17 protein-coding genes and 1 tRNA gene are annotated in these 20,905 nt (G+C 74.5%); 11 read left to right on the plus strand and 7 right to left on the minus strand.

The genetic code is table 11. From position 1 onward, the window contains the following. Nucleotides 1-64 precede the first annotated feature (64 nt). Nucleotides 65-1,531: an FAD-dependent monooxygenase gene (locus IE305_RS15400; RefSeq protein ID WP_190130128.1), complete on the plus strand. Its 1,467-nt coding sequence runs from the start codon at nt 65-67 to the stop codon at nt 1,529-1,531. A gap of 81 nt (nt 1,532-1,612) precedes the next feature. On the opposite strand, the gene IE305_RS15405 is transcribed toward IE305_RS15400, so the two are convergent. From IE305_RS15405 to IE305_RS15415, 3 genes are all read right to left on the minus strand, one after another. After that, a complete protein-coding gene (locus tag IE305_RS15405; RefSeq protein WP_229890994.1) occupies nt 1,613-3,298 on the minus strand; it encodes a transporter in 1,686 nt (561 codons plus the stop codon). Then, entirely contained in the window at nt 3,295-4,086 is a 792-nt protein-coding gene (locus IE305_RS15410; protein WP_190130129.1) for an ABC transporter ATP-binding protein, read from the minus strand. The genes IE305_RS15405 and IE305_RS15410 overlap by 4 nt, the downstream gene beginning before the upstream one ends. A gap of 177 nt (nt 4,087-4,263) precedes the next feature. Beyond that, nucleotides 4,264-4,947: a bifunctional DNA primase/polymerase gene (locus tag IE305_RS15415; protein ID WP_190130130.1), complete on the minus strand. Its 684-nt coding sequence runs from the start codon at nt 4,945-4,947 to the stop codon at nt 4,264-4,266. Nucleotides 4,948-5,294: 347 nt separating this feature from the next. On the opposite strand from IE305_RS15415, the gene IE305_RS15420 reads away from it, so the two are divergent. From IE305_RS15420 to purU, 4 genes are all read left to right on the plus strand, one after another. After that, the gene (locus IE305_RS15420; protein ID WP_190130131.1) at nt 5,295-6,683 is read left to right on the plus strand and encodes an NsdA family TPR-like regulatory protein; all 1,389 of its coding nucleotides are present in this window, start codon (nt 5,295-5,297) and stop codon (nt 6,681-6,683) included. Between the two features lie 174 nt (nt 6,684-6,857). After that, nucleotides 6,858-8,384 carry a hypothetical protein gene (locus tag IE305_RS15425; protein ID WP_190130132.1) on the plus strand — a complete coding sequence of 509 codons (1,527 nt, stop codon included), beginning with the start codon at nt 6,858-6,860 and terminating at the stop codon, nt 8,382-8,384. Nucleotides 8,385-8,479: 95 nt separating this feature from the next. Beyond that, a complete protein-coding gene (locus IE305_RS15430; RefSeq protein WP_444546162.1) occupies nt 8,480-8,926 on the plus strand; it encodes an SCO4402 family protein in 447 nt (148 codons plus the stop codon). Between the two features lie 106 nt (nt 8,927-9,032). Beyond that, nucleotides 9,033-9,932 carry a formyltetrahydrofolate deformylase gene (gene purU, locus IE305_RS15435; RefSeq protein WP_190130134.1) on the plus strand — a complete coding sequence of 300 codons (900 nt, stop codon included), beginning with the start codon at nt 9,033-9,035 and terminating at the stop codon, nt 9,930-9,932. 43 nt (nt 9,933-9,975) lie between these two features. Here purU and IE305_RS15440 read toward each other — a convergent pair whose 3' ends face one another. Next, nucleotides 9,976-11,601: a serine/threonine-protein kinase gene (locus IE305_RS15440; RefSeq protein ID WP_190130135.1), complete on the minus strand. Its 1,626-nt coding sequence runs from the start codon at nt 11,599-11,601 to the stop codon at nt 9,976-9,978. Between the two features lie 107 nt (nt 11,602-11,708). On the opposite strand from IE305_RS15440, the gene IE305_RS15445 reads away from it, so the two are divergent. After that, a tRNA-Arg gene (locus IE305_RS15445) sits at nt 11,709-11,781 on the plus strand. A gap of 119 nt (nt 11,782-11,900) precedes the next feature. Continuing rightward, nucleotides 11,901-13,079 (plus strand): winged helix DNA-binding domain-containing protein, encoded by a 1,179-nt coding sequence (locus IE305_RS15450; RefSeq protein ID WP_190130136.1) that lies wholly within the window; start codon nt 11,901-11,903, stop codon nt 13,077-13,079. Nucleotides 13,080-13,137: 58 nt separating this feature from the next. On the opposite strand, the gene IE305_RS15455 is transcribed toward IE305_RS15450, so the two are convergent. Beyond that, the gene (locus tag IE305_RS15455; RefSeq protein WP_190130137.1) at nt 13,138-14,601 is read right to left on the minus strand and encodes an MFS transporter; all 1,464 of its coding nucleotides are present in this window, start codon (nt 14,599-14,601) and stop codon (nt 13,138-13,140) included. Nucleotides 14,602-14,675: 74 nt separating this feature from the next. On the opposite strand from IE305_RS15455, the gene IE305_RS15460 reads away from it, so the two are divergent. Next, complete coding sequence (locus IE305_RS15460) at nt 14,676-15,422, plus strand: helix-turn-helix domain-containing protein (RefSeq protein ID WP_190130138.1); 747 nt, start codon at nt 14,676-14,678, stop codon at nt 15,420-15,422. A gap of 32 nt (nt 15,423-15,454) precedes the next feature. Here the strand turns inward: IE305_RS15460 and IE305_RS15465 are convergent, their stop codons facing one another. After that, nucleotides 15,455-16,753 carry a M64 family metallopeptidase gene (locus IE305_RS15465; RefSeq protein WP_190130139.1) on the minus strand — a complete coding sequence of 433 codons (1,299 nt, stop codon included), beginning with the start codon at nt 16,751-16,753 and terminating at the stop codon, nt 15,455-15,457. A gap of 339 nt (nt 16,754-17,092) precedes the next feature. Here IE305_RS15465 and IE305_RS15470 point away from each other — a divergent pair, with 339 nt between their 5' ends. The 3 genes from IE305_RS15470 to IE305_RS15480 all read left to right on the plus strand — a co-directional run bounded on the left by IE305_RS15470 (nt 17,093) and on the right by IE305_RS15480 (nt 20,469). Then, nucleotides 17,093-18,445 carry a helix-turn-helix domain-containing protein gene (locus tag IE305_RS15470; protein WP_190130336.1) on the plus strand — a complete coding sequence of 451 codons (1,353 nt, stop codon included), beginning with the start codon at nt 17,093-17,095 and terminating at the stop codon, nt 18,443-18,445. A gap of 150 nt (nt 18,446-18,595) precedes the next feature. After that, the gene (locus IE305_RS15475; RefSeq protein ID WP_190130140.1) at nt 18,596-19,324 is read left to right on the plus strand and encodes a response regulator; all 729 of its coding nucleotides are present in this window, start codon (nt 18,596-18,598) and stop codon (nt 19,322-19,324) included. Continuing rightward, nucleotides 19,321-20,469 (plus strand): sensor histidine kinase, encoded by a 1,149-nt coding sequence (locus IE305_RS15480; RefSeq protein ID WP_190130141.1) that lies wholly within the window; start codon nt 19,321-19,323, stop codon nt 20,467-20,469. The genes IE305_RS15475 and IE305_RS15480 overlap by 4 nt, the downstream gene beginning before the upstream one ends. 31 nt (nt 20,470-20,500) lie before the next feature. Here IE305_RS15480 and IE305_RS15485 read toward each other — a convergent pair whose 3' ends face one another. After that, nucleotides 20,501-20,875 (minus strand): STAS domain-containing protein, encoded by a 375-nt coding sequence (locus tag IE305_RS15485; RefSeq protein WP_190130142.1) that lies wholly within the window; start codon nt 20,873-20,875, stop codon nt 20,501-20,503. Nucleotides 20,876-20,905 lie beyond the last annotated feature (30 nt).

The following is a 20,905-nucleotide window of genomic DNA, read 5'->3' on the forward strand; positions in this document are numbered from 1 at the left end:
TCCTCGGCGGGTGTGCACTGGACGTACGGGGCCCGCACACCCCGCCAGGAACCGAGGAGTCGACATGCCGACCGTCAGCACCGAACGCGCCGACCGCACCGAAGAACCCCTCACCGACGTCGTGGTCGTCGGGGCCGGCCCCACGGGACTGCTGCTCGCCGGCGACCTGGCCGCCGCCGGAGTGCGCGTCGTCCTGCTGGAGCGCCGCGCCGAGGAGTCCAACCTCACCCGCGCCTTCGCCGTCCACGCCCGCAGCCTGGAGCTGCTCGACGCCCGTGGACTGGCCGAACCCCTGCTGGCCACCGGTACGTTCCTGCGCGGCGCCCGGCTGTTCGGGCGGCTGCGCGTGGACCTCGGCGGGCTGGACACGCGCTTCCCCGGTGTCCTCGTCACCCCGCAGTACGAGACCGAGCGCCTGCTGGAGGAGCGCGCCCGCGCCTGCGGCGCGGACATCCGGCGCGGCGTGCGCGTCACCGGCCTGCGGCAGGACGCGGACGGCGTGGACGTCGAGTTCCGCGCCCCCGGCACCGCTGACAACAGCAGCGACGACGCGACGGCGACCCTGCGCGCCCGCTACGTCGTCGGTGCCGACGGTGTCCGCAGCGCCGTCCGGGAGGCGATCGGCATGCCCTTCCCCGGCCGTGCCGTCCTCCGCTCGGTGATGCTGGCCGATGTACGGCTCGACACCGCCCCGGCGAAGACGCTCGCGTTCAACAGCGGGGTCGAGGGCTTCTGTCTGATCGTGCCCTTCGGCGACGGCTGGTACCGCGTCATCGCCTGGGAGCGGGGCCGGGAGGAACCCGTCGACGCGCCCGTCGACATGGACCGCCTCCGTGCCCTCACCCGGGCCGTGTTCGGCACCGACTTCGGCATGGGGGAGACCCGTTGGACGTCGCGCTTCCACAGTGACGAGCGCCAGGTGCCCCGTTATCGCTCCGGCCGCGTCCTCCTCGCCGGCGACGCCGCCCACGTCCACTCGCCGGCCGGCGGCCTCGGCATGAACGCCGGCCTCCAGGACGCCGCCAACCTCGGCTGGAAGCTCGCCGCCGTGCTCGCCGGCCGCGACGGCGACGCACTGCTCGACACGTACCACGACGAGCGGCACCCCATCGGCACGAAGGTGCTGCGCGTCAGCCACGCCCTCGTGCGCGGCGCGCTCGTCACCTCGCCCGCGGCGCGGGCCCTGCGCGGCGTCGTGGGGAGCGCCGCCCGCTTCGCGCCGTTCGCCACGCGCCGCGTCGCCGGCTTCGTCTCCGGCATCGGTATCCGCTACCCCGCACCGCCCGGCTCGCACCCCCTCACCGGGCGCCGCGCGCCCGACCTGGCGCTCGCCGAGACCACGGACGGGCCGGTGCGGCTGTACGAGGCCCTGCGCGCCGGTACCTACGTGCGCGTCCTGCCGCGCGGCGCCAAGCCGGTGCCCGAGGCCGGCGTCACCACCGTCACGCGCGCCGACGCGGACACGACCACGCTGCTCGTCCGGCCCGACGGGTACATCGCGGAGGCGTCGGAGGGGCCGGCGGTGATGTGACGCCCGTGTAGGGGCGCGTACGGCTGAGGGGGGGAGCGGCCCCGGGCCCCTCCCCCCTCAGCACCTTCCCCCCTCGGGCTCCTACGCCTTCGTGACCGCCGTCAGGATCTCCGGCAGCCGCGCCAGCGCCTTCGGCGCCGCCACGCGCAGTCCCGCCCAGGTCACCAGCAGGCCATAGGCCGCGCCCAGCGGCAGCACGGTCCACAGGAGGTCGTGCGTGTCCGTGACGTGCAGGGCGATCACCAGGCCCAGCAGCGGCGCGCACAGCGCCGCGCCCACCACGCTGCCCAGCATGCCGAGCCAGGCGATGGACGCCTGACCGGGCGCGACGTTCTTGAAGCCGCTGTCCTGCGGGATCGAGTACGGCGCCAGCACGGACGTCAGGGCGCCCGTCGCGAACAGCCCGCCCAGCAGTGCCAGGGACACGCCCATGACCTCCGCCCACTGCTGCCACTTGCCCAGCAGCCAGGCCGTCGTCGTGACGATCAGCGTGATGTACGGCAGGGCGATCAGCGCCAGCGCCAGGGTGCGGGCGCGCAGCTCCGCGTACGCCTCCCGGGCCGTGCCCAGGGTCTGGAGCACCATCCAGAACGCCGGGCCGTCCTGCCCGAACTGGTTGTACATCTGGAGCCCGAGCATCGTCGCGGCGAACAGCGCCAGCCAGACGCTGCCCGAGCCCTGCACGGCGTTGACGAACGGTACGAGCGCGCCGGCCGCCAGGCCGGACACCCACGACGCCTTCGTTTTCGGGTCGCGCCACGCGTAGCGCAGGGAGCGGAGCATGACGGCGCCCGTACGGGTGTCGGGCAGCAGTCCGGCGAGGCCGGCCGGGCGGTGGTCCGCGGCGGCACCGTCACGCCCGGCCCGTCCGCCGCGCTTCCGCTCCGGCGCCGCGGCACCGATCGTGGACGCGTCGGGCGCGGTCATGATCTTCGTCAGGCCCTGCTGCCACCAGGTCATCAGGGCGGCCAGCACGGCGGCGCTCAGCGCCAGTTCGGCCGCGGCGAGACCGTACTGTCCCTCGCTCGCCGCACGGACGGCGTCGAGCGCGGAGCCCGGCGGTATCCAGCGCACCACGTCGGCGACCGGCTGGAGGGCCTCCAGGCCGCCCGCCTTGCTCAGCCTGTTCAGGCCGAGGTTGACGAACTGGGCGCCGACGGCGATGACGATGCCGCTGAGCAGGGCGAGGTCGCGGCCCCGGCGGCTCGTCAGCAGACGGACGTTGGCCGTGGTCACGGCGCGGGACAGCGCCACGCATATGAGCAGGGCGAGGGGCACGGCGAGGACGGCGACGGCCACCGCGGCGGCGCCGTGCGCCGTGGCGATCGCCGAACCGACGAAGAGGACGACGGTGAAGCCGGGGCCTATGCCGATCAGGGCCGCGGTGAGCAGCGCGACCATCAGCGGGGCGGGACGCAGCGGCAGCATCACCAGCCGGCTGGGGTCCATCGTCTCGTCACCGGCGGGGAAGAACAGCGGCATCACCGCCCACCCGAACGCCCAGAGCACCGCGAGGAGCACGGTGAACGTGGCGGCGTGGTCGTTGCCGCGCAGGGCGATCAGGCCGAGCAGCTGGAGCGCCGCGAAGAGCGCGGTCAGGACGATCGAGGTGATCCACACGGCCTTGCGGCCGGAGGACTGCTTGAGGCCGTTGCGCAGCAGTGCCAGCTTCAGGCCGGCCAGCGTGCGGGTGAGGACGGCGGCCGAGGCGGTCGGTGCCGCGCCGGCCCCGGCGACGGGAGCGGGGGCGGGGGCCGCGGTCGTCATCGGGCACCGCCGCCGAGCCAGTCGAGGTCCTCGCCGGCCGCCCGGCCCCGTACGCCGACCAGCTCCAGGAAGGCGTCCTGGAGGGTCGGGGCGTCGCCGCGCACCTCGGCGACCGGGCCGTGGGTGCGGACGCGGCCGCCCGCCATCACCGCGACCCAGGAGCAGAGGGACTCGACCAGCTCCATCACGTGGCTGGAGAAGACGACGGTGGCGCCGGAGGCCGTGTAGCGCTCCAGGACCGCGCGGATCGTCTGGGCCGAGACGGGGTCGACGCCCTCGAAGGGCTCGTCGAGGAAGAGGGCCTCGGGGTTGTGCAGCAGCGCGGCGGCCAGGCCGATCTTCTTGCGCATGCCGGTGGAGTAGTCGACGACGAGCTTGTGCTGCGAGCCGGCGAGGTCGAGGACGTCGAGCAGCTGGGTGGCGCGCTTGTCGACCTCGGCGCCCGGCAGGCCGCGCAGCCGCCCGGTGTAGGCGAGCAGCTCACGGCCGGACAGCCGCTCGAACATGCGGAGCCCCTCGGGCAGGACGCCGATGCGTGCCTTGACGGCGGCGGGGTCCTGCCACACGTCCTGCCCGCAGATCTCGACCCGGCCCTGGTCGGGCCGGAGGAGCCCGGTGACCATCGACAGGGTCGTCGTCTTGCCGGCACCGTTCGGGCCGACCAGGCCGATGAACTGCCCTGCCGGCAGGGCGAGGTCGACCCCGGCGACCGCGACCTGTTCGCCGAACCGCTTCCACAGTCCCTCGATGCGAACCGCCGGTACGGCGGTCTCCGTGTCCCGTCCCACTGCTACGTCCTCGTCCCCGTGAGGTGGTGCTTGCTGGTGATACGAAGGGGGCCAGGAGGTTTCTCCCCGGCCCCCGGAATTCACCCTAGAGGGGGACGGCGACGGATCCCGGTGACGTTTGTCAGGACCCTGATGACGTTTGTCAGGAGCGGGCGGGGCTCGGCGGGGGACGAGGGCTCAGCGGCCGCGGGTCAGGGCCGCCTCGCGCCCGCACGCGTAGGCCAGCGCGCTGACCAGCTCCTCCGCGTCCGGCAGCCAGCGGTTGGCGGCCGTGGGCTGGCGCGCCCACTGCACCGGGCCGCGGTTGCCGATGCGGGTCGGCGGCGCCACCACGTAGTCGCCCTCGCCGCGCGCGACCAGGTCGAGCGTGGCGGGCGACCAGCCGAGCCGGCGCGCGTGCTCGCCGACCTTCGCCGCGCCGCCGGGCAGCACGAAGAACAGCATGCGGCGGAACGGCGTGCAGGTGACCGGCCCCAGCTGGATCTCCATCCGCTCCATGCGCGCCAGCGCGAGGAAGCCGGCGGAATCGGAGACCTCCAGGGCGTCGAACGTGCGGCCCGTGGGCAGCAGGATGGAGGCGCGCGGCTGCTTCGTCCAGATCCGGCGCGCCGTCGAGGCGCTGCCGGTGGCCTGTGTCGCCCAGTCGGGGCGGGCCGGGTGCGCCCCCGGCGCGGGGCAGTCCACCTCGCCGCACGAGCAGCACTCGCGCCCGTCCACGGCCTCCAGCCAGGTGCCGGGGCTCACGTCCCAGTGCCGGTCCTCCGCGTACCTGACGGCCGCGTCGAGCGCGCGCTCGCCGCGTTGCTGGGGGATGTGCGGGGCTCCTACTCCGATGGTCTCTTGGGTCTCTTCCACGTTCATCACAACTCCCCCTGCCACCAGGGGTTACGGCCCCGGCACGGGCTCCTCGCAACCACGGGCGACAGCACACGGGGCGCACGGATGCATGTACGGGGGCGCAGGCGAGGGTTCGCCGCCGCGAAGGGGTAGCCACCTGGGCGGCGGTTGACCGGGCAGGTCACCGCGGTGTCACCGGGACCTGCGGCGTCAACACACCGCAATACCGGGAAAATCCTGCATTCTCCGCATATCAGGGGGGCAAAGATCACAGGAGAAGGAGAAACAGGAGAAGGCGGAATCCGCCGTGGGCGGTGCCCCGCATCCAGTGGGGTGCATCGCGAACGCACAGCAGTCTCAGGGGGTTGACCATGGCCGCACGGCCACTCGTGGCGCGGCAGCCGAACGAACGGCTGCAGGCGCTCATCCAGGAAGCCGGCTGTTCCAACGCCGGCCTCGCCCGCCGCGTCAACATGTGCGGCGCCGAGCACGGCCTGGACCTGCGGTACGACAAGACGTCCGTGGCCCGCTGGCTGCGCGGCCAGCAGCCGCGCGGGCGCGCGCCGGCCATCATCGCCGAGGCCCTGGGCCGCAAGCTGGGCCGTACGGTCACGATCGACGAGATCGGCATGGCCAACGGCAAGAACCTCGCCTCGGGCGTGGGCCTGCAGTTCTCGCCCACCGTCCTCGGCGCCATCGAGCAGGTCTGCGAGCTGTGGCGCAGTGACGTGGGCCGCCGCGACTTCCTCAGCGGGACGTCGGTGGCCTCCTCCGCGCTGGTCGAGCCCAGCCGCGACTGGCTGATCACCGCGGCCGACGCACAGGTCGCACGGAGCGCGGGCGCACGGGTCGGCGTGGCCGACGTCGAGGCGGTGCGCGCCACGACCGAGGCGCTGGTCGAACTCGACCACCGCTACGGCAGCGGGCACGTGCGCCCCGTGGTGGTGCACTACCTCAACAGCGTCGTCTCCGGGCTGCTGGCCGGCTCGTACCGGGAGGCCGTCGGCCGCGAGCTGTTCGCGGCGGTCGCGCGCCTGACGGAACTCGCCGGCTACATGGCGGTGGACACCGGGCAGCCGGGGCTCGCCCAGCGGTACTACATCCAGGCGCTGCGCCTGGCGCAGGCCGCGGGCGACCGCGGCTACGGCGGGTACGTGCTGGCGGCCAGCATGAGCCACCTCGCGGCCTCCCTGGGCAACCCCCGGGAGATCGCCCAGCTGGCGAAGGCGGCGCAGGAGGGGGCGCGCGGCAAGGTCCCGCCGCGGGCGGAGGCCATGTTCTACGCCGCCGAGGCGCGCGGGCACGCGCTGCTCGGCGACGCGCGGTCCTGCCAGACGGTGGCGGCGCGGGCCGTCTCCCGGCTGGACGCCGCGGAGAACGCGACCGACACGGGCGACGACCCGCCGTGGATCCGCCACTTCGACCGCGCGTACCTCGCGGACGAACTCGCCCACTGCCACCGCGACCTGGGGCAGGCCGAGCCGGCCCGCCGGCAGGCGGAGGAGGCGCTGGCCGTGCACCCCAAGAGCCGCGTCCGGCGCCGCGCCATCGATCTGCTGCTGCTGGCGACGACGCACGTCCAGCAGCGCGAGGTCGAGGAGGCGTGCGCCACGGGCGCCCGGGCGCTGGAACTCCTGGGGACGCTGCGCTCCAACCGGGGCGCGGAGTACCTGGAGGACTTCCAGCAGCGGCTGGCGCCGTTCCGGGACGAGCCCGCGGTACGGGAGTTCGGGGCGCGGATGGAGCTGGCAGCGGCATAGCGCGACATGAGGGACGGCCCCAGGGCCCGGATGGCACGCTCTCCGGGGTCTGGGGCAACCAAGGCCCGGGCCTGCGGGGCGCGGCGAACGGACGCTGTGTGTTCGTGCGAGAGTACGAACCGGTAGCGTGAGCCGCCGCTTGTCGTAGGTCCGTAGAGCCTTGAGGAGTTCCTGGTGACGCAGAGCGGACAGGGGAACGGCCCCCAGGAATGGGGCGCGGCCACCGCCCCGCGCGCCCCCCTCCCCCCGGAAACCCCTCCGGGCGTCTCCCAGGGCCACGCCTACCCCCCGATGCCGTCGGCCCCTCCACCGGTTCCTCCGGGCGGGGCACCGCAGTTGGGCGTGTGGCCGGTGGCCGAGGGCTCGGTCGGCACGCCGCAGGCGGAGAGCGGCACGCGCGCGGGCCGGCACGCGGGGGTGCCGGCGGGCGAGAGCGAGGCCACGACGGTGCTGCCCCCTGTCACCGGGGCGGGCGAGGCGACGACGGTGCTGCCGCCCGTCGGCAGTGCGAGTGAGGCCACGACGGTGCTGCCGCCCATAGGGGGCGGTGCCGGTGAGGCGACGACGGTGCTGCCCCCTGTCACCGGGGCGGGTGAGGCGACGACGGTGCTGCCGCCCGTCGGTGGTGCGGGTGAGGCGACGACGGTGCTGCCGCCCGTCGGCGGTGCGGGCGAGGCTACGACCGTCCTGCCGCCCATAGGGGGCGGTGCCGCGGGTGCCGGTGAGGCCACCACTGTCCTGCCCCCCGTCGGTGGCAACGCCGCCTCTCCGCAGGCGCCCGGAGGCGGGCACACCCCCGCCGCGCCCTTCTCCGTCATCGCGCCGCCCGGTGAGCGCACCCCGCCCGCCGAGTTCGACACTCTCTTCCGCGCCGCCACGCCCACCCAGCAGCTGCCCCCTGTGCCCGCCGCCGGCACACCGGCGCCGGCGCCGGCACCCGCACCCGTAGGCGCAGCCGCGCCCCGGCCCCGGTCCCGTAGGGCCGCGCCCGCGCCCGCACCGGCGCCGGCATCCGGCCCGGCGCCCGCCGGCCCCGCAGGACGTAGGAAGACCCTCCTCATAGGGGCCGCGGTCGTCGGCGGGTGCATCGTCGCCGGGCTCGGCGTCGGCGCGCTGCTCAGTGGCGACGGCGACGGGAAGAAGCAGCCGCAGCCGGCCGGGGCGTCCGTGCCCGCCGCCGGCCCGGCGACGTCCGCGCCGGCGTCCGCGAGCCCGTCCGCCGCCGCGTCGGCCACGCCCGCCGACCCCGTACAGGCCCAGGCCAAGGCGCTGGACGCGCTGCTCAAGGACAGCAACAACAGCCGCGACGCCGTCATCAAGGCGGTGGACTCCGTCAAGGACTGCAAGAACCTCGACAACGCCGCGTCCGACCTGCGCGCCGCCGCCAAGGAGCGCAACACGCTCGTGACGCGCCTCGGCAAGACCGCCACCGACCAGCTGCCCAACCACGACGACCTCACCGCGCAGCTCACGCGCGCCTGGCAGTCGTCGGGCACGGCCGACAGCAAGTACGCGACGTGGGCCAAGCAGGCCGACAGCAAGAAGGGCTGCGTCAAGGGCCACGCCCGGCCCACCAAGGACAGCGTGGCCGGCGACCGGGCCAGTGCCGACGCCACCGACGCCAAGAAGCGGGCCGCCGCCCTGTGGAACCCGATCGCGGAGAAGTACGGCCTCCCGAAGCGGGAGTGGTCGCAGTTGTAGGGACCCGAGAGGTGCCGCCGGCGCCCGGGAACGTACGATCGAACGCTGTGCAGGGTTCGGAGAAGTCTTCCCGTCGCGGCCGCCGCTCGACCACCATGGGCGGTATGCCGCTCTATGACATGCCGTGGTGGCGCTGGCGCGCGAACGTGCGCTCGGCGCTGCACATGCTCTCGGACCCGGTCTTCCAGAGGGAGTGCTGGCTCGCGGGCCACGAGGGCTACGGGGACGTGACGGACGCCGTCTACCGCCTGGTCGAGGACACCTGGCTGGACAACTGGTCGGCCGAGAAGTACGTCGGTGCCGTCTTCCGGGACTCCGGCGAGGCCGCCCTCGTCGACGTCGCCGTGCTGCGCGTGTTGCGGATCATGCACCAGGTCGGGGCGGACGCCCACGTCTCCGCGTACCTGGACCACCCCGGTTGGCCGGAGGCGGTGCACGCCGCCCGCGAGGCCCACGTACGGCTGGCCGTCAACGACGGCGAGGACCCGGACCTGCCGCCCCGCCCGCTCGGCGTCCTGGAGATGCTCACCCGGATCGCCTGACCCGGCCCGCACCCCGCACGCATCCCGCCCGCATCCCGCCCGCATCCCGTCCCGTGCTCCGTCGCGCGGTCCGGCACCCCACCGGAATGTGCCACGCTATAGGGCTATGAACGCCGCCCAGACCCCTGCCGAAGCGTCCGCGCCCGCGGCCGCGCCGCGCGACCAGTACGTCCTCACCCTCTCCTGCCCGGACAAGCAGGGCATCGTCCACGCGGTGTCCAGCTACCTGTTCATGACCGGATGCAACATCGAGGACAGCCGGCAGTTCGGCGACCACGACACGGGCCTGTTCTTCATGCGCGTCCACTTCAGTGCCGAGGCCCCCGTCACCGTCGACAAGCTGCGCGCCAGCTTCGCGGCGATCGGCGACTCGTTCCACATGGACTGGCAGATCCATCGCGCGGACGAGAAGATGCGGATCGTCCTGATGGTGTCCAAGTTCGGGCACTGCCTCAACGACCTGCTCTTCCGCAGCCGGATCGGGGCGCTCCCGGTGGAGATCGCGGCGGTCGTCTCCAACCACACCGACTTCGCCGAGCTCGTCGGCTCGTACGGCGTCCCCTTCCATCACATTCCGGTAACGAAGGAGAACAAGCCGGAGGCGGAGGCGCGGCTGCTGGAGCTCGTCCAGGCCGAGAAGGTCGAGCTGGTCGTGCTCGCCCGCTACATGCAGGTGCTCTCCGACGACCTGTGCAAGGCGCTGGCCGGGCGGATCATCAACATCCACCACTCCTTCCTGCCGAGCTTCAAGGGCGCGAAGCCGTACCACCAGGCGCACGCCCGCGGCGTCAAGCTGATCGGTGCCACCGCGCACTACGTCACCGCGGACCTCGACGAGGGCCCGATCATCGAGCAGGAGGTCGAGCGCGTCGGCCACGAGGTCAGCCCGGAGCAGCTGGTGGCCATCGGCCGCGACGTGGAGTGCCAGGCACTGGCCCGCGCCGTGAAGTGGCACAGCGAGCACCGCGTGCTGCTCAACGGCACCCGTACGGTCGTCTTCGCGTAAGGGTTCGCGTAAGGGGCGGCGGCGCCCTACGGCGACAGGCGCTCTACGGCGACGAGACCGGCTTCGTCCGGACGAACGTCGCCAGCATCGTGTCGAAGTAGCGGCGGCCCTCGGCCGCCTTGCCGACGGGGGAGGAGACCCACACGTCGTACATCTTCTCCCCCTCGTCCCACGCCACGTCATAGGTGTGGCGGGAACCGCCCGGCGCCTTGTTCTCGTTCTCGTCGAAGCCGTCCCAGCTGAACTCCCACGACGCCGCACGGTGCCCGTTGTGCGTCGTGCGCTCCACCGTGCCGTCGCGGTAGCCGGGGTAGCGGTCGGGGGCGATGGCGGCCGAGCTGCGCATCACCCCGATGGGGCCGCCCTCCTGCACGTCCTGGATGAGGACGCCGATGCGGAACTCCTTGCCCGGCGAGTAGTAGAAGACGCGCGGCGGCTCGAAGGACCGGGTGAACCCCTCGGGCACGGCGAGCGCGAAGCCGGCCGGGTCCTGGACGGAGCGGTAGCCCGGCGGGGCGGCGACGGAGGCGCTGGCCGGCGGTTCGGCGACGACGGCCGTGGCCGGGCGGGTGGTGAGGCGGGCGGCCCGGTTGTCGCCCGCGGTGCTGTCGCGGTCCACCAGCAGCGCCGCCATCCCGGCGGCCAGCGCGGCCAGGGCCACCACCGTCAGCGCGGCCATCAGCGCCGTACGGGCGGGGCTGCCGCGGTACGCCGGGGCGGCGCGCGCGACGGGCACGCCCCGGCGCGTCAGCGTACGGGTGAGCGTGCGGGGCGACGTACGGAGCACATGCGTGGTGCCGCGCCGGGCCGGCGGGCGCGGGGCGGCCGCGGGCATCCGGCCGGTGTCGAGGTACGCCCGCAGCATCGCCTCGGCCTCCTCGGCCGTCAGCCGCCGCCCGGGATCGCGCTCCAGCAGGCCGCGGACGACGGGCAGCAGCGGACCGGCGGCCTCCGGTGGCCGGATCTCGTCGTGCACGACGGCGTGCAGGATGCCGCCCAGCGAGTCGCGGTGGAAGGGCGAGGCGCCGCTGAGCGACGTGCACAGCAGCACGCCCAGCGACCACAGGTCCGAGCCCGGCCCCGCCGCCCCGCCCGACATGCGCTCCGGCGCCGTGTACTCGGGCGAGCCCACGAACGCGCCCGCCTCCGTGATCGTCGTCGCGCCCGGCACCTGGGCGATCCCGAAGTCGGTGAGGACCGCGCGCCCCGTGCCGGCCTCCAGCAGCACGTTGGGCGGTTTGATGTCGCGGTGCAGCACCCCGCGGGCGTGGGCGGCGCGCAGCGCCCCCAGCAGGCCCAGGCCGATGCGGGCCGCCTCCTCCGGGCCGAGCGGCCCGTCCGCCGCCAGCCGGCCCGCCAGGGAGCACCCCTCGACCAGCTCCATGACGATCCACGGCCGGCCGTCCTGCTCGACGATGTCGTGCATCACGATCACGTTGGGGTGCTTGATCTGGGCGACCGTGCGCGCCTCCCGCAGCGTCCGGTCGTACTGGGCGCGGGCGTCCCGCCCCGAACGCGGGTCGTCCACGTGGAGCTCCTTGACCGCCACCTCGCGGCCGAGCAACTCGTCCGTGGCACGCCATACGGTGCCCATCCCGCCGCGCCCGATCTTCCGGCCCAGCCGGTACCGCCCGGCGATGAGACCGCCGTGTGCAGCGTAGGTCCCCATGAGCTCATATTGCCCGACGGCCTGCGGGTGTGTACGGAGCACCGGAATGAGTCATGTACAGTTGTTCCCGCAACGCCGACCGGCAGGGAGACCAGCCGGGAAGCCGAGCGCTCGTAGCTTAACGGATAGAGCACTTGACTACGGATCAAGAGGTTGCAGGTTCGAATCCTGCCGAGCGCACAGCAGAGAAGACCCCCGGGCCAGTGGCCCGGGGGTCTTCTCATTGTCCGGACCTCTCAGGACCCTTTCAGGACCCTTTCAGGACAGGATTCGTCCTATAGCGCGGCTACCGTCGTCCCATGACGCACAGCCCTCACATCAGTGACGAGCAGCGCCGGGCCCGCCTCGCCCGCCGCCACCTGCTGGCGCCCGCCCGCCGTGCGGCCCGTGCCGAGGACGTGGCCGACGCCGTCGTGGGACTGCACGCCACCGATCCCGCCACCGTCTACCTCGCCGCCTGCGCGCGGCTGGCCGAGCCGTCGGCCGCCGAGGTCGACCGGGTGCTGTACGAGGACGTGTCGGTGGTGCGGCTGCTGTCGATGCGCCGCACCCTGTTCGCGGTGACGACGGAGCTGGCGCCGTACGTGAACGCGTCCACGGCCCGTGGCATCGCCCGGCGCGAGCGGGCGCAGATGATGAAGGCGCTGGCCACGTGCGCGGACGCGGCCGAACCGTGGGACGAGCGGCGGCTGGCGGAGACGGAGCGGGCGGCGCTGGCCGCCCTGGCCGCGCGGGGCGAGGCGACGACGTCGGAGCTGGCGCAGGACGTGCCGGCGCTGCGCGAGACGGTCGTCATGTCGCCGGGCAAGCCGTACGAGGCGCGGCGCAGCGTCGGCAGCTGGGTGCTGGGGGTGCTGGCGGCGGACGGGCACATCCGGCGCGGCCGGCCGCGCGGCTCGTGGACGAGCAGCCTGCACCGCTGGGCGGTGGCGGCGGAGCTGCCGGAGCCGCCGGAGCGGGAGGCGCGCGCGGAGCTGGTGCGGCGCTGGCTGGCCTCGTACGGGCCGTCGTCGGAGGCCGACCTCAAGTGGTGGACGGGCTGGTCGCTACGCGACACGCGGGCGGCGCTGGCGGACGTGGGGGCCGTGTCCGTACGGCTGGACCACGGGCCCGGGCTGGCGCTCCCCAGTGACGTGGAGCCCGTCGCGGACGGCGGCGACTGGGCGGCGCTGCTGCCGGGTCTCGACCCGACGGCGATGGGCTGGCGCGACCGCGACTGGTACCTGGACCCGGAGCACGTGCCGTTCCTCTTCGACCGGGCGGGCAACGTGGGCCCGACGGTGTGGTGGAACGGCCGGGTGGTCGGGGGCTGGGCGCAGCGCGCGAACGGCGAGGTGGTGTGGCGGACCCTGACGGACGTGGGCCGGGCGGCGCGCACCGCGATCGAGGCGGAGGCGGCCCGGCTCTCCGGCTGGCTGGGGGACGTCCGCGTGACGCCCCGTTTCCGCACGCCGCTGGAGCGCGAACTGGTGCGGTGAGGGGGCGCGGTGGGGCGCTCCCGCCCCCCGGCGCGCACCCTTCGGCGCTTCGTGTCCTTCAGCGCTTGGCGCCGTTGCGTGACGGCAGCGCGAGCCCGCCCAGGGCGGCGCACACCATGACGGCCGAGGCGATGAGGAAGCCGCGCCCGTACCCGGCGGCCAGGGCGGCGGGGAGGTCGTGACCACCGGTGGCCAGGCGGTCGGCGGTGACGTGCGAGGCGACGGTGGCCAGGACGGCGAGGCCCAGCGCACCGCCGATCTGGCGTGAGGTGTTGACCAGGCCGGAGGCGAGGCCGGCCTCGTCGCGGGCGGCGCTGCTGGTGGCGGCGACTGTCGTGGGCATCGTCGCCAGGCCCGTGCCCAGCGTGGCCAGCACGAGCGGTGCGGCCACGTCCGTGGCGAACGAGCCGTCGGCGCTGATGCGCGACAGCCAGGCGAAGCCGGCCGTGCTCAGCAAGGCACCGGTGATCAGCAGGGGGCGGCTGCCGGTGCGCGGCATCAGGCGCGTGGCGATGCGCGCGCCGACGATGATGGACAGCGAGCCGGGCAGGAAGCACAGGCCGGCCTTCATGGCGCTGTAGTGCAGGACCTGCTGGAAGTAGAGCGACAGCAGGAACCACATCGAGAACATGGCCGCGCCGATCGCCAGCACGACGACGTTGGCGGTCGCCAGGGTGCGGCGGCGCAGTACGCGCAGCGGCACGAGCGGGTGGGCGACGCGCGCCTCAAGGGCGACGAAGCCGGCGAGCAGGGCGACGGCGGCGAGCAGCGGGCCCCAGACCACGGGCGCGTCCCAGCCGTGCGTCTCGGCGGAGATGATCCCGTAGACGAGGGCGGTCAGACCGGCCGTCACCGTCAGCGCGCCCGGCAGGTCGAGGCGGCGCAGCCCGCCCTGGGCGCCGGTGGCCGCCGGCACCCATACGAGGGCGGCCGCCAGCAGCGCCGCGCCGATGGGCACGTTGACGAAGAGGACCCAGCGCCAGCCCGCGTACTGCGTGAGCAGGCCGCCGACGACGGCCCCGGTGGCGCCGCCGGCCGCCATGACGGCGCTCCAGGCGCCCATCGCGCGGGTGCGTGCGGCGGGTTCGGTGAACGTCGTCATGATCAGCGTGAGCGTGGCCGGGGCGAGCAGCGCGCCGCCGACGCCCTGCACGGCCCGTGCGGCGACGAGCCAGGCGCCGTCGGTGGCCAGGCCGCCGGCGAGCGAGGCGAGGGTGAAGGCGGTGACGCCGGTGAGGAACGCCCGCTTGGTGCCGACCAGGTCGGCCAGGCGGCCGCCGAGCAGCAGCAGCCCGGCGAAGCCGAGCGTGTAGGCGTTGACGATCCACTGCTGGCCGGCGCCGCTGAGGTGCAGCTCGGTGCGCATGGCGGGGAGCGCCACGTTCACGATCGACACGTCGAGGATGACCATGAACTGGGCCACGCAGGCGATGGCCAGGATCGCGGCGGTGGAGCGCGGCCCGGCCGCGGCGGGACGGGCGGGGGCTGTCCCGGTGGGCCCGGGTGAGGTGGCGGTCTGCATGACGGCGAGACTAGAGCTCCTCTAAAAATAGAGCAACTCTATTTCTGACGGCCTTGAGGGGCTATCCTGTGGCCATGACTCCGACCCCCGGGCCGGCCGCCAGTACGACGCTGCGCGGCCGCAAGCGCGAGCGCACGCGCCGCGCGATCTTCGACGCGGCGTACCGGCTCTTCGCCGACGAGGGGTTCGACGCCGTGACGCTGACGCGCATCGCCGCCGAGGCGGACGTCGCGCCGGCGACCGTCTTCACGCACTTCGCGTCGAAGGAGGAGATCTTCTTCCGCCGCCGGGAGGAGTTCCGGGCGGGACTGCCCGAGGCACTGGCGGCCGCCGGGCCCGCCGGCCCGGACGTCGTCGAGGCCGTACGGGGCTTCTACGACCGCGCGATCCGCACCGTGCTGCACGGCGACGACGGCAGCTGTGATGACAGCAGCGGTGACGACAGCAGTGGCGACGAGGGCGCCGGCGGCGCCGCCGGCCCGGTCAACGCCCGGACCTTCTCCCGCGTCCTGCTCGACAGCCCCGCGCTCACCCGCAGCTACCTGCAGATAGCGCAGGAACGGCAGGACGTGATGGCCGCCCTGCTCGCCGAACGCGCCCCGCACGCCGACCGCGAGGAGCTGCGGCTGTTCGCGGCGCTGGCCGGCACGGTGGGCGAGAACGCGTTCCGCGTGGTGCACGAGGGGCTCGCGGCCGGCGAGCCCGCGGAGCGGGTGCGGGCCGCCGCCACGGCCGCCCTCGACCGCGGCTTCGGGCGGCTGGCCCGCGCGTACGAGGGCTCGGACGTCCTCGACGCCGAGCCCTCCTACGCACGTCACTGACCCTTACGGGCCGGCGCCGGCCCGCGTCCGGGTCAGCGCACCACCCGCCACGTCAGTTCACCGCGCAGCCGCTTGCCCAGCTCCGGGTCGAGGACCGCGTCGGTGAGGTCGGCGCCCTTGGCCGTCAGCGTGTGCGGGCGGCCGTCGGCGGGCACGCCCAGCCGGGCCGGCACGACCGTCGTCTTCCCGCGCGCGGCCCGCGCCTCGCGCCCGTCCACGTACCAGTGCAGCGTGGCGGTCGGCACCGGCAGCCGCACGCCGACGCCCTGGCCGCGGCGGACCGTGCCGCCGTTGTCCGGCGTGCCGGGCGCGGGCGAGAGCACGCGCGCGTGCCGGTAGAAGCCCGCGATCATCGCCTCGCGGCCGGGCAGGTTGAACTCCCGCCCCAGTGACCGCATGAGGGAGTTGTCGGTGGGCCGGTAGAGGCCCTTGGGGTAGTAGCCGCCGCCCTCGTACGTGCCGACCGTACCGCCGTCCGGCGAGGTGCGGCCGAGCCAGCGGTACCACTTCGCCCGCTGCGCGCCCATGGGGTCCGCCGTGAGGGTGCTGATGTTGGACTCGCCGGGCTCGGCGCCGGTGTAGGTGCCGTACTCGTCGTACTGGTACTCGTCGGCCAGCTTGCCCAGGGAGTGGCCGGTCTCGTGGACGGCGATCTGGTCGGAGCGGGCGTTGTCGGACGACGCGGTGGCGACGCCGTCGTAACCCGGTCCGGACACCACGTCGTTGTAGCCGGCGCCGCCGTACTTGGAGGAGTGCGACAGGACCACCACCAGGTCGGCCGCCGGGGCCTTGGCCGCGTACTGCTCGACCCGGCCGGTGTCCACGCACAGCAGCCGTTCGATGCCGTCGCAGAAGAAGCGGGAGCGCAGCGCGGTGTCCTTGACCACGTCCGGGGCGGGGTCGCCGGAGACGCCCGACTCGCGCGAGACGGCGTCGACGGCCCAGACGTTGAACAGCTGCCGGTAGGAGGCGTACGGCTCGACGGCCGAGATCTTCGCCCACTTGGCGCGCACGGCGGCGTGGAAGGCGTCCTGCTCGCCGGCGGTGTAGCCGTCGCCGACGAAGACGACGTCGAGCTTGGTGCCGACGGGGCCGTTGGTGACGACGGGCGTCACGGCGCCGTCGCCCCGGACGGCGGGGCGCAGCGGCCGGGCGGGGGTGGGCGACGCGGCGACGGTGGTGTGCGCCGGGTGGCCGTCCTCGGTGAAGTACTCGACGTGCTGGGCGGTGCGGCCGGGCGCGGCCGGGGTGGTGGCTGCGGCGGGGGCGGCGACGAGGGCCGAGAGGGCGGCCGCGGTGAGCACGGCTGCCCGTATTCGTCTGTTCTGCATGGGGGGTTGTCCTCCTGTGGGCCCGCCGCCTCGGGATGTGGCATGTTAAGCGGCGGGTTAAACCGGGTTGAGGTGCCGCTCAACCTAGGGGTGTGGAGCGGTGCATGACAATGCACAGGCTCCCGGGAAAGTGTGATCTTCTGTCGAAGTGGCGTTCGAGCTGCGGTGATTGGGGGTGTCCGGCACCCGCGGCCCCGTGCGACGCGCGTCCGTCCTGGGCATAAATGGGCAGTGGCGCGGTCCTCGTCCTCGTCACACGGATCGAACGCGCGCCGTGGTGACGCGGCGACAACGCACCAAGGGGCGGAATTGGCCGAGAACAGCACCCACGGCATACCGGTGGACGAGCCCTCCGACATCGGACGGCGCGTCCTGAGACTACGCACCCAAAAGGGCCTCACCCAGCGGCAGCTGGCCGAACCCGCCTACACCGCCGCCTACATCTCCACCCTGGAGGCGGGCCGCGTACGCCCCTCCGAGGCCGCACTGCGGCACCTGGCGCAGCGGCTGGGCACCACCGTCGAGGAACTGGCCACCGGCCGCCCGCCGCACCTGGCCACCGCACTGCGGCTGCGGCTCACCGACGCCCGGCGCATCCTCGCCACGGGGCACGCCGAGGACGCCGCCGTGCTCTTCCGCGCGCTGCGCGCCGAGGCGGCGGTGCTCGCGCTCGTCCCCGAGCAGTTCACGGCGCTGCTGGGGCTCGGCGACTGCGCCCTGGAGACCGGCGACCTCGCCGACGCCCGCGACCTGTTCGCGGAGGCCGAGGCGCTGTACGCCGACGAGCCCCTGCCGCGCCGCGTGCCCGCGCTGCGCGGCCGCGCCACCGCCCACCTCCTGGCCGGCGAGCTGCGCTACGCCTGCTACCTGCTGGAGACGGCCGTCGACGAGCTCAACGCCTCCGGTCTGCACGACCCCGACGCCCTGCTGCTGCTCTATACGGCGTCCATCGCGCCCTATATGGACATGGGGGCGCACGCGCGGGCCGCGCACGCCGCCGAACTGGCCCTCGCGCTGGCGCCGCAGGTCCACGAGCCGGCGCTCGTCGCCGCCATGCACCGCGGCGTGGCGCGCACGCTCATTGCCGAGGGGCGCATCGCCGAGGCGGACGCCTCCCTCGCCAAGGCACAGGACCTCTACCAGCAGCTGCACATCCGCACCGAGCTCGCCCACTGCCACTGGATGCGCGGCTACGTGCACGCCCAGGACGGCAACCTGCGCAAGGCCGAGACCGAGCTGCGCACCGCCCGCGACATGCTGGCCTCCAAGCGCGCCGCCCTCTTCACCGTGCAGGTGGAGGTCGAGCTCGCCGACGTGCTGCGGCGGCGCGGCAAGGCCGACGAGGCCGAGGCACTGCTGCGGCCGCTGCTGGCCCCCACGGCACTGGGCGCCGAGCGCGGCGCGGTGCACGCGGGGGGCGCACACCGGCTGCTGGGCCTGATCGCCGAGGAGCGCGGCGACACGGAGGCCGCCGAGGAGCACTACTGCGCCGCCCTGTCGCTGCTGGAGCGCACCGGCGCCGCCTGCGACCTCGCCGACCTGTGCCGGCTCCTGGGCGACCTGCTGCGCCGTACGGGCCGTACGGAGGCGGCCCTGGACGCGTACCGCACCGGCCTGGGCCACCGCGCGGCCCCCGGCACGACGACCCTGGGACCGGCCCCGACCGCGCCGCCGCAGTGGGGGCGGCCGTAGGGCGTACGCCGTGGGCGCAGGGCCGTCGGGCGTAGGCCCGTGCCGCGTATGTCCGTGCCGTCAGGCAGGCTGGAGGGGCGAAATCGGTCAGGCGTCCGGTCGGGTGACCGGCCGGGAGCCGGAAGACGGACGACAGAAGGGGAGCGGCCGGTGGTCCGTGTCGTGGTGGTGGACGACGAACAGCTCGTCCGGTCGGGGCTGCGCCTCATCCTGGGCACGGCCCCGGACCTGGAGGTCGTCGCCGACTGCGGCGGCGGCGACGCCGTACGGACGGTGGCCGCCCTCCTGCCCGACGTCGTCCTGCTCGACATACGGATGCCGGACGTCGACGGCCTCACCGTGCTGCGCGGACTGCGCGCCCTGCCGCGCCCGCCGGCCGTGGCCATGCTCACCACCTTCGACGCGGACGAGTACCTGGCCGCCGCGCTGCACGGCGGTGCCACCGGCTTCCTGCTCAAGGACACCGACCCCGAGCAGCTCGTCCGCGCAGTGCGCACGCTCGCGGCGGGCGGCAGCGTACTGGACCCGGCGGTCACGGGCGCGGTGATCGGCGGCTACGTGGCGGCGGGTACGGGCGACCCGGGCGCCCCAGGTGCGGCGGCGGGTAAGGCGACGGGTTCCGCGGCGGCGGACCGGAGCGCGGCCGAGGCCGTACGGGCGCTCACGCCGCGCGAGCGCGAGGTGCTGGCCCACCTGGGCGAGGGCCTGGGCAACCAGCGGATCGCCGAGCGCATGGGCCTGGCGCCCAGCACCGTCAAGGACCACGTGCGGGCCGTGCTGGCCAAGCTGGGCGGCGTCAACCGCGTCCAGGCGGCGATCGTCGCCGACCGCGCCGGGCTGGTCCGGCCGCCCGCAGGGCACGGGGGCGGCCGGGCATGAGCGTCTGGCGCGCCTCCCTGCCGCCCTGGCTGCCGGGCTGGGCGCCCCTGGTGCTGCCACCCCTGGTCGCCTTCGGGGACGCGCTGCTGGTCAACGGCGTCCGCCCGGGAGCGCCGCTGGGGGCGTCCCTGCTGGCGGCCGTGGCGCTGCTGTGGCGCCGCCGGTTCCCGCTGACGGCCTTCCTCCTCACGCTGCCGGGCATGTACCTGTCGTACACCTGGATCGCCGCCATGATCGCTCTGTACTCGGTGGCGGTGCGTCACTCCAACCGGTGGGTGCTGGGGGCGGCGGGGCTGCTGATGGCGGGCGCGCAGTTCGTCCCGTACCCCGTGACGGACCTGGCGGCCCTGACGGTGGCCGGTCACCGCCAGCTCGGCGTCGACCTGGTGGACGCGTTCGTCGTGGCGGCCACCCCGCTCGCCCTCGGGCTGCTCACCCGGACCCGGCGCGAACTCGCCTGGCGGCTGGAGGAACTGACGCGCAGCCGCGAGCGGGAGGACCGGCTGCTCGCCGACCGGGTGCTGGCCACCGAACGCGCCCGGCTCGCCCGCGAGATGCACGACGTCGTCGCCCACCAGGTGAGCCTCATCAGCCTCCAGGCCGGTGCGGTGCAGGTGAGCACGGACGACGACCGGGCACGGGAGGGCGCGCGGACGATCCGCGAGCTGTCCGTCCGCACGCTCGACGAGCTGCGCCACATGGTCGGCATCCTGCGGGCGGCCGGGGCGGACACCGAGGAGCTCAGCCCGCAGCCGCGCCTGGCCGACCTGGACCGGCTGATCGAGCTGAGCGCGCTCGACGTGACGTACGAGAACGGCGCCGGGCAGGGGGAGTCGGGCGCGTACTCCGAGGCGGTGGAGCGGGCGGCGTTCCGTACGGTGCAGGAGGCGCTGACGAACGTGCGCAAGCACGCGCCGGGGGCGAAGGTGCGGGTGGCCGTCCGGCAGGAGCCGGGCGGGGCGGGGCTGGTGGTGGAGGTCCGCAACGGGCCGCCGGACGCGGCGGTTCCGGCGCCCGGGCTGCCCGGGGGCGGGCACGGTCTGGTGGGGTTGCGGGAGCGGGCGCAGAGCCTGGGCGGCACGCTGGAGGCGGGGCGGACGGACGACGGCGGGTTCGCCGTACGGGCGCGCTTCCCGCGGGAGTAGGACAGGCCCTCGGGCCCTCGGGCCCTGCGGCTCAGGCGGAGAGCGGGTCGGTGGCCTCGGCGGTGGCGCTGGGCAGGTCGGGGTAGACGTCGAACAGCCGGCGCACGCCCAGCGCGGCGAGGACCCTGTTGACGTGCGAGCCCTCGGGCGCGTCCTGGGCGGGCAGGACGATCCGGAGTCTGCCCCGGCAGGAGCGCATCAGCCGGCGCGCCGCGATGAGGACGCCCACGCCGCTGGAGTCGCAGAAGCGGACTTCACCGAGGTCGAGCACCAGACTGCGCCGGCCCTCCGCCACCGCGTGGTGCACATGCTGGCGGACGGCCGGCGAGGTCATGAGATCCATTTCCCCGCAGACCTGGAGCACGGCCCAGTCCCCCTGCTCGTGCTCCAACACCTTCAACGTCACGCGCTCGAGCCCCTTCACTCGGTCAGTCAC

The organism is Streptomyces mashuensis (assembly GCF_014654785.1).
Classification (GTDB): domain Bacteria; phylum Actinomycetota; class Actinomycetes; order Streptomycetales; family Streptomycetaceae; genus Streptomyces; species Streptomyces mashuensis.

Excerpts from the sequence above, each read along its gene's own strand:
- IE305_RS15465 (WP_190130139.1), bottom strand. The coding sequence starts at position 16,753 with ATGCAGAACAGACGAATACGGGCAGCCGTGCTCACCGCGGCCGCCCTC.
- purU (WP_190130134.1), top strand. The coding sequence starts at position 9,033 with ATGAACGCCGCCCAGACCCCTGCCGAAGCGTCCGCGCCCGCGGCCGCG.
- IE305_RS15415 (WP_190130130.1), bottom strand. The coding sequence starts at position 4,947 with ATGAACGTGGAAGAGACCCAAGAGACCATCGGAGTAGGAGCCCCGCAC.
- IE305_RS15455 (WP_190130137.1), bottom strand. The coding sequence starts at position 14,601 with ATGCAGACCGCCACCTCACCCGGGCCCACCGGGACAGCCCCCGCCCGT.
- IE305_RS15460 (WP_190130138.1), top strand. The coding sequence starts at position 14,676 with ATGACTCCGACCCCCGGGCCGGCCGCCAGTACGACGCTGCGCGGCCGC.
- IE305_RS15430 (WP_444546162.1), top strand. The coding sequence starts at position 8,480 with ATGGGCGGTATGCCGCTCTATGACATGCCGTGGTGGCGCTGGCGCGCG.
- IE305_RS15440 (WP_190130135.1), bottom strand. The coding sequence starts at position 11,601 with ATGGGGACCTACGCTGCACACGGCGGTCTCATCGCCGGGCGGTACCGG.
- IE305_RS15400 (WP_190130128.1), top strand. The coding sequence starts at position 65 with ATGCCGACCGTCAGCACCGAACGCGCCGACCGCACCGAAGAACCCCTC.
- IE305_RS15480 (WP_190130141.1), top strand. The coding sequence starts at position 19,321 with ATGAGCGTCTGGCGCGCCTCCCTGCCGCCCTGGCTGCCGGGCTGGGCG.
- IE305_RS15405 (WP_229890994.1), bottom strand. The coding sequence starts at position 3,298 with ATGACGACCGCGGCCCCCGCCCCCGCTCCCGTCGCCGGGGCCGGCGCG.
- IE305_RS15450 (WP_190130136.1), top strand. The coding sequence starts at position 11,901 with ATGACGCACAGCCCTCACATCAGTGACGAGCAGCGCCGGGCCCGCCTC.
- IE305_RS15420 (WP_190130131.1), top strand. The coding sequence starts at position 5,295 with ATGGCCGCACGGCCACTCGTGGCGCGGCAGCCGAACGAACGGCTGCAG.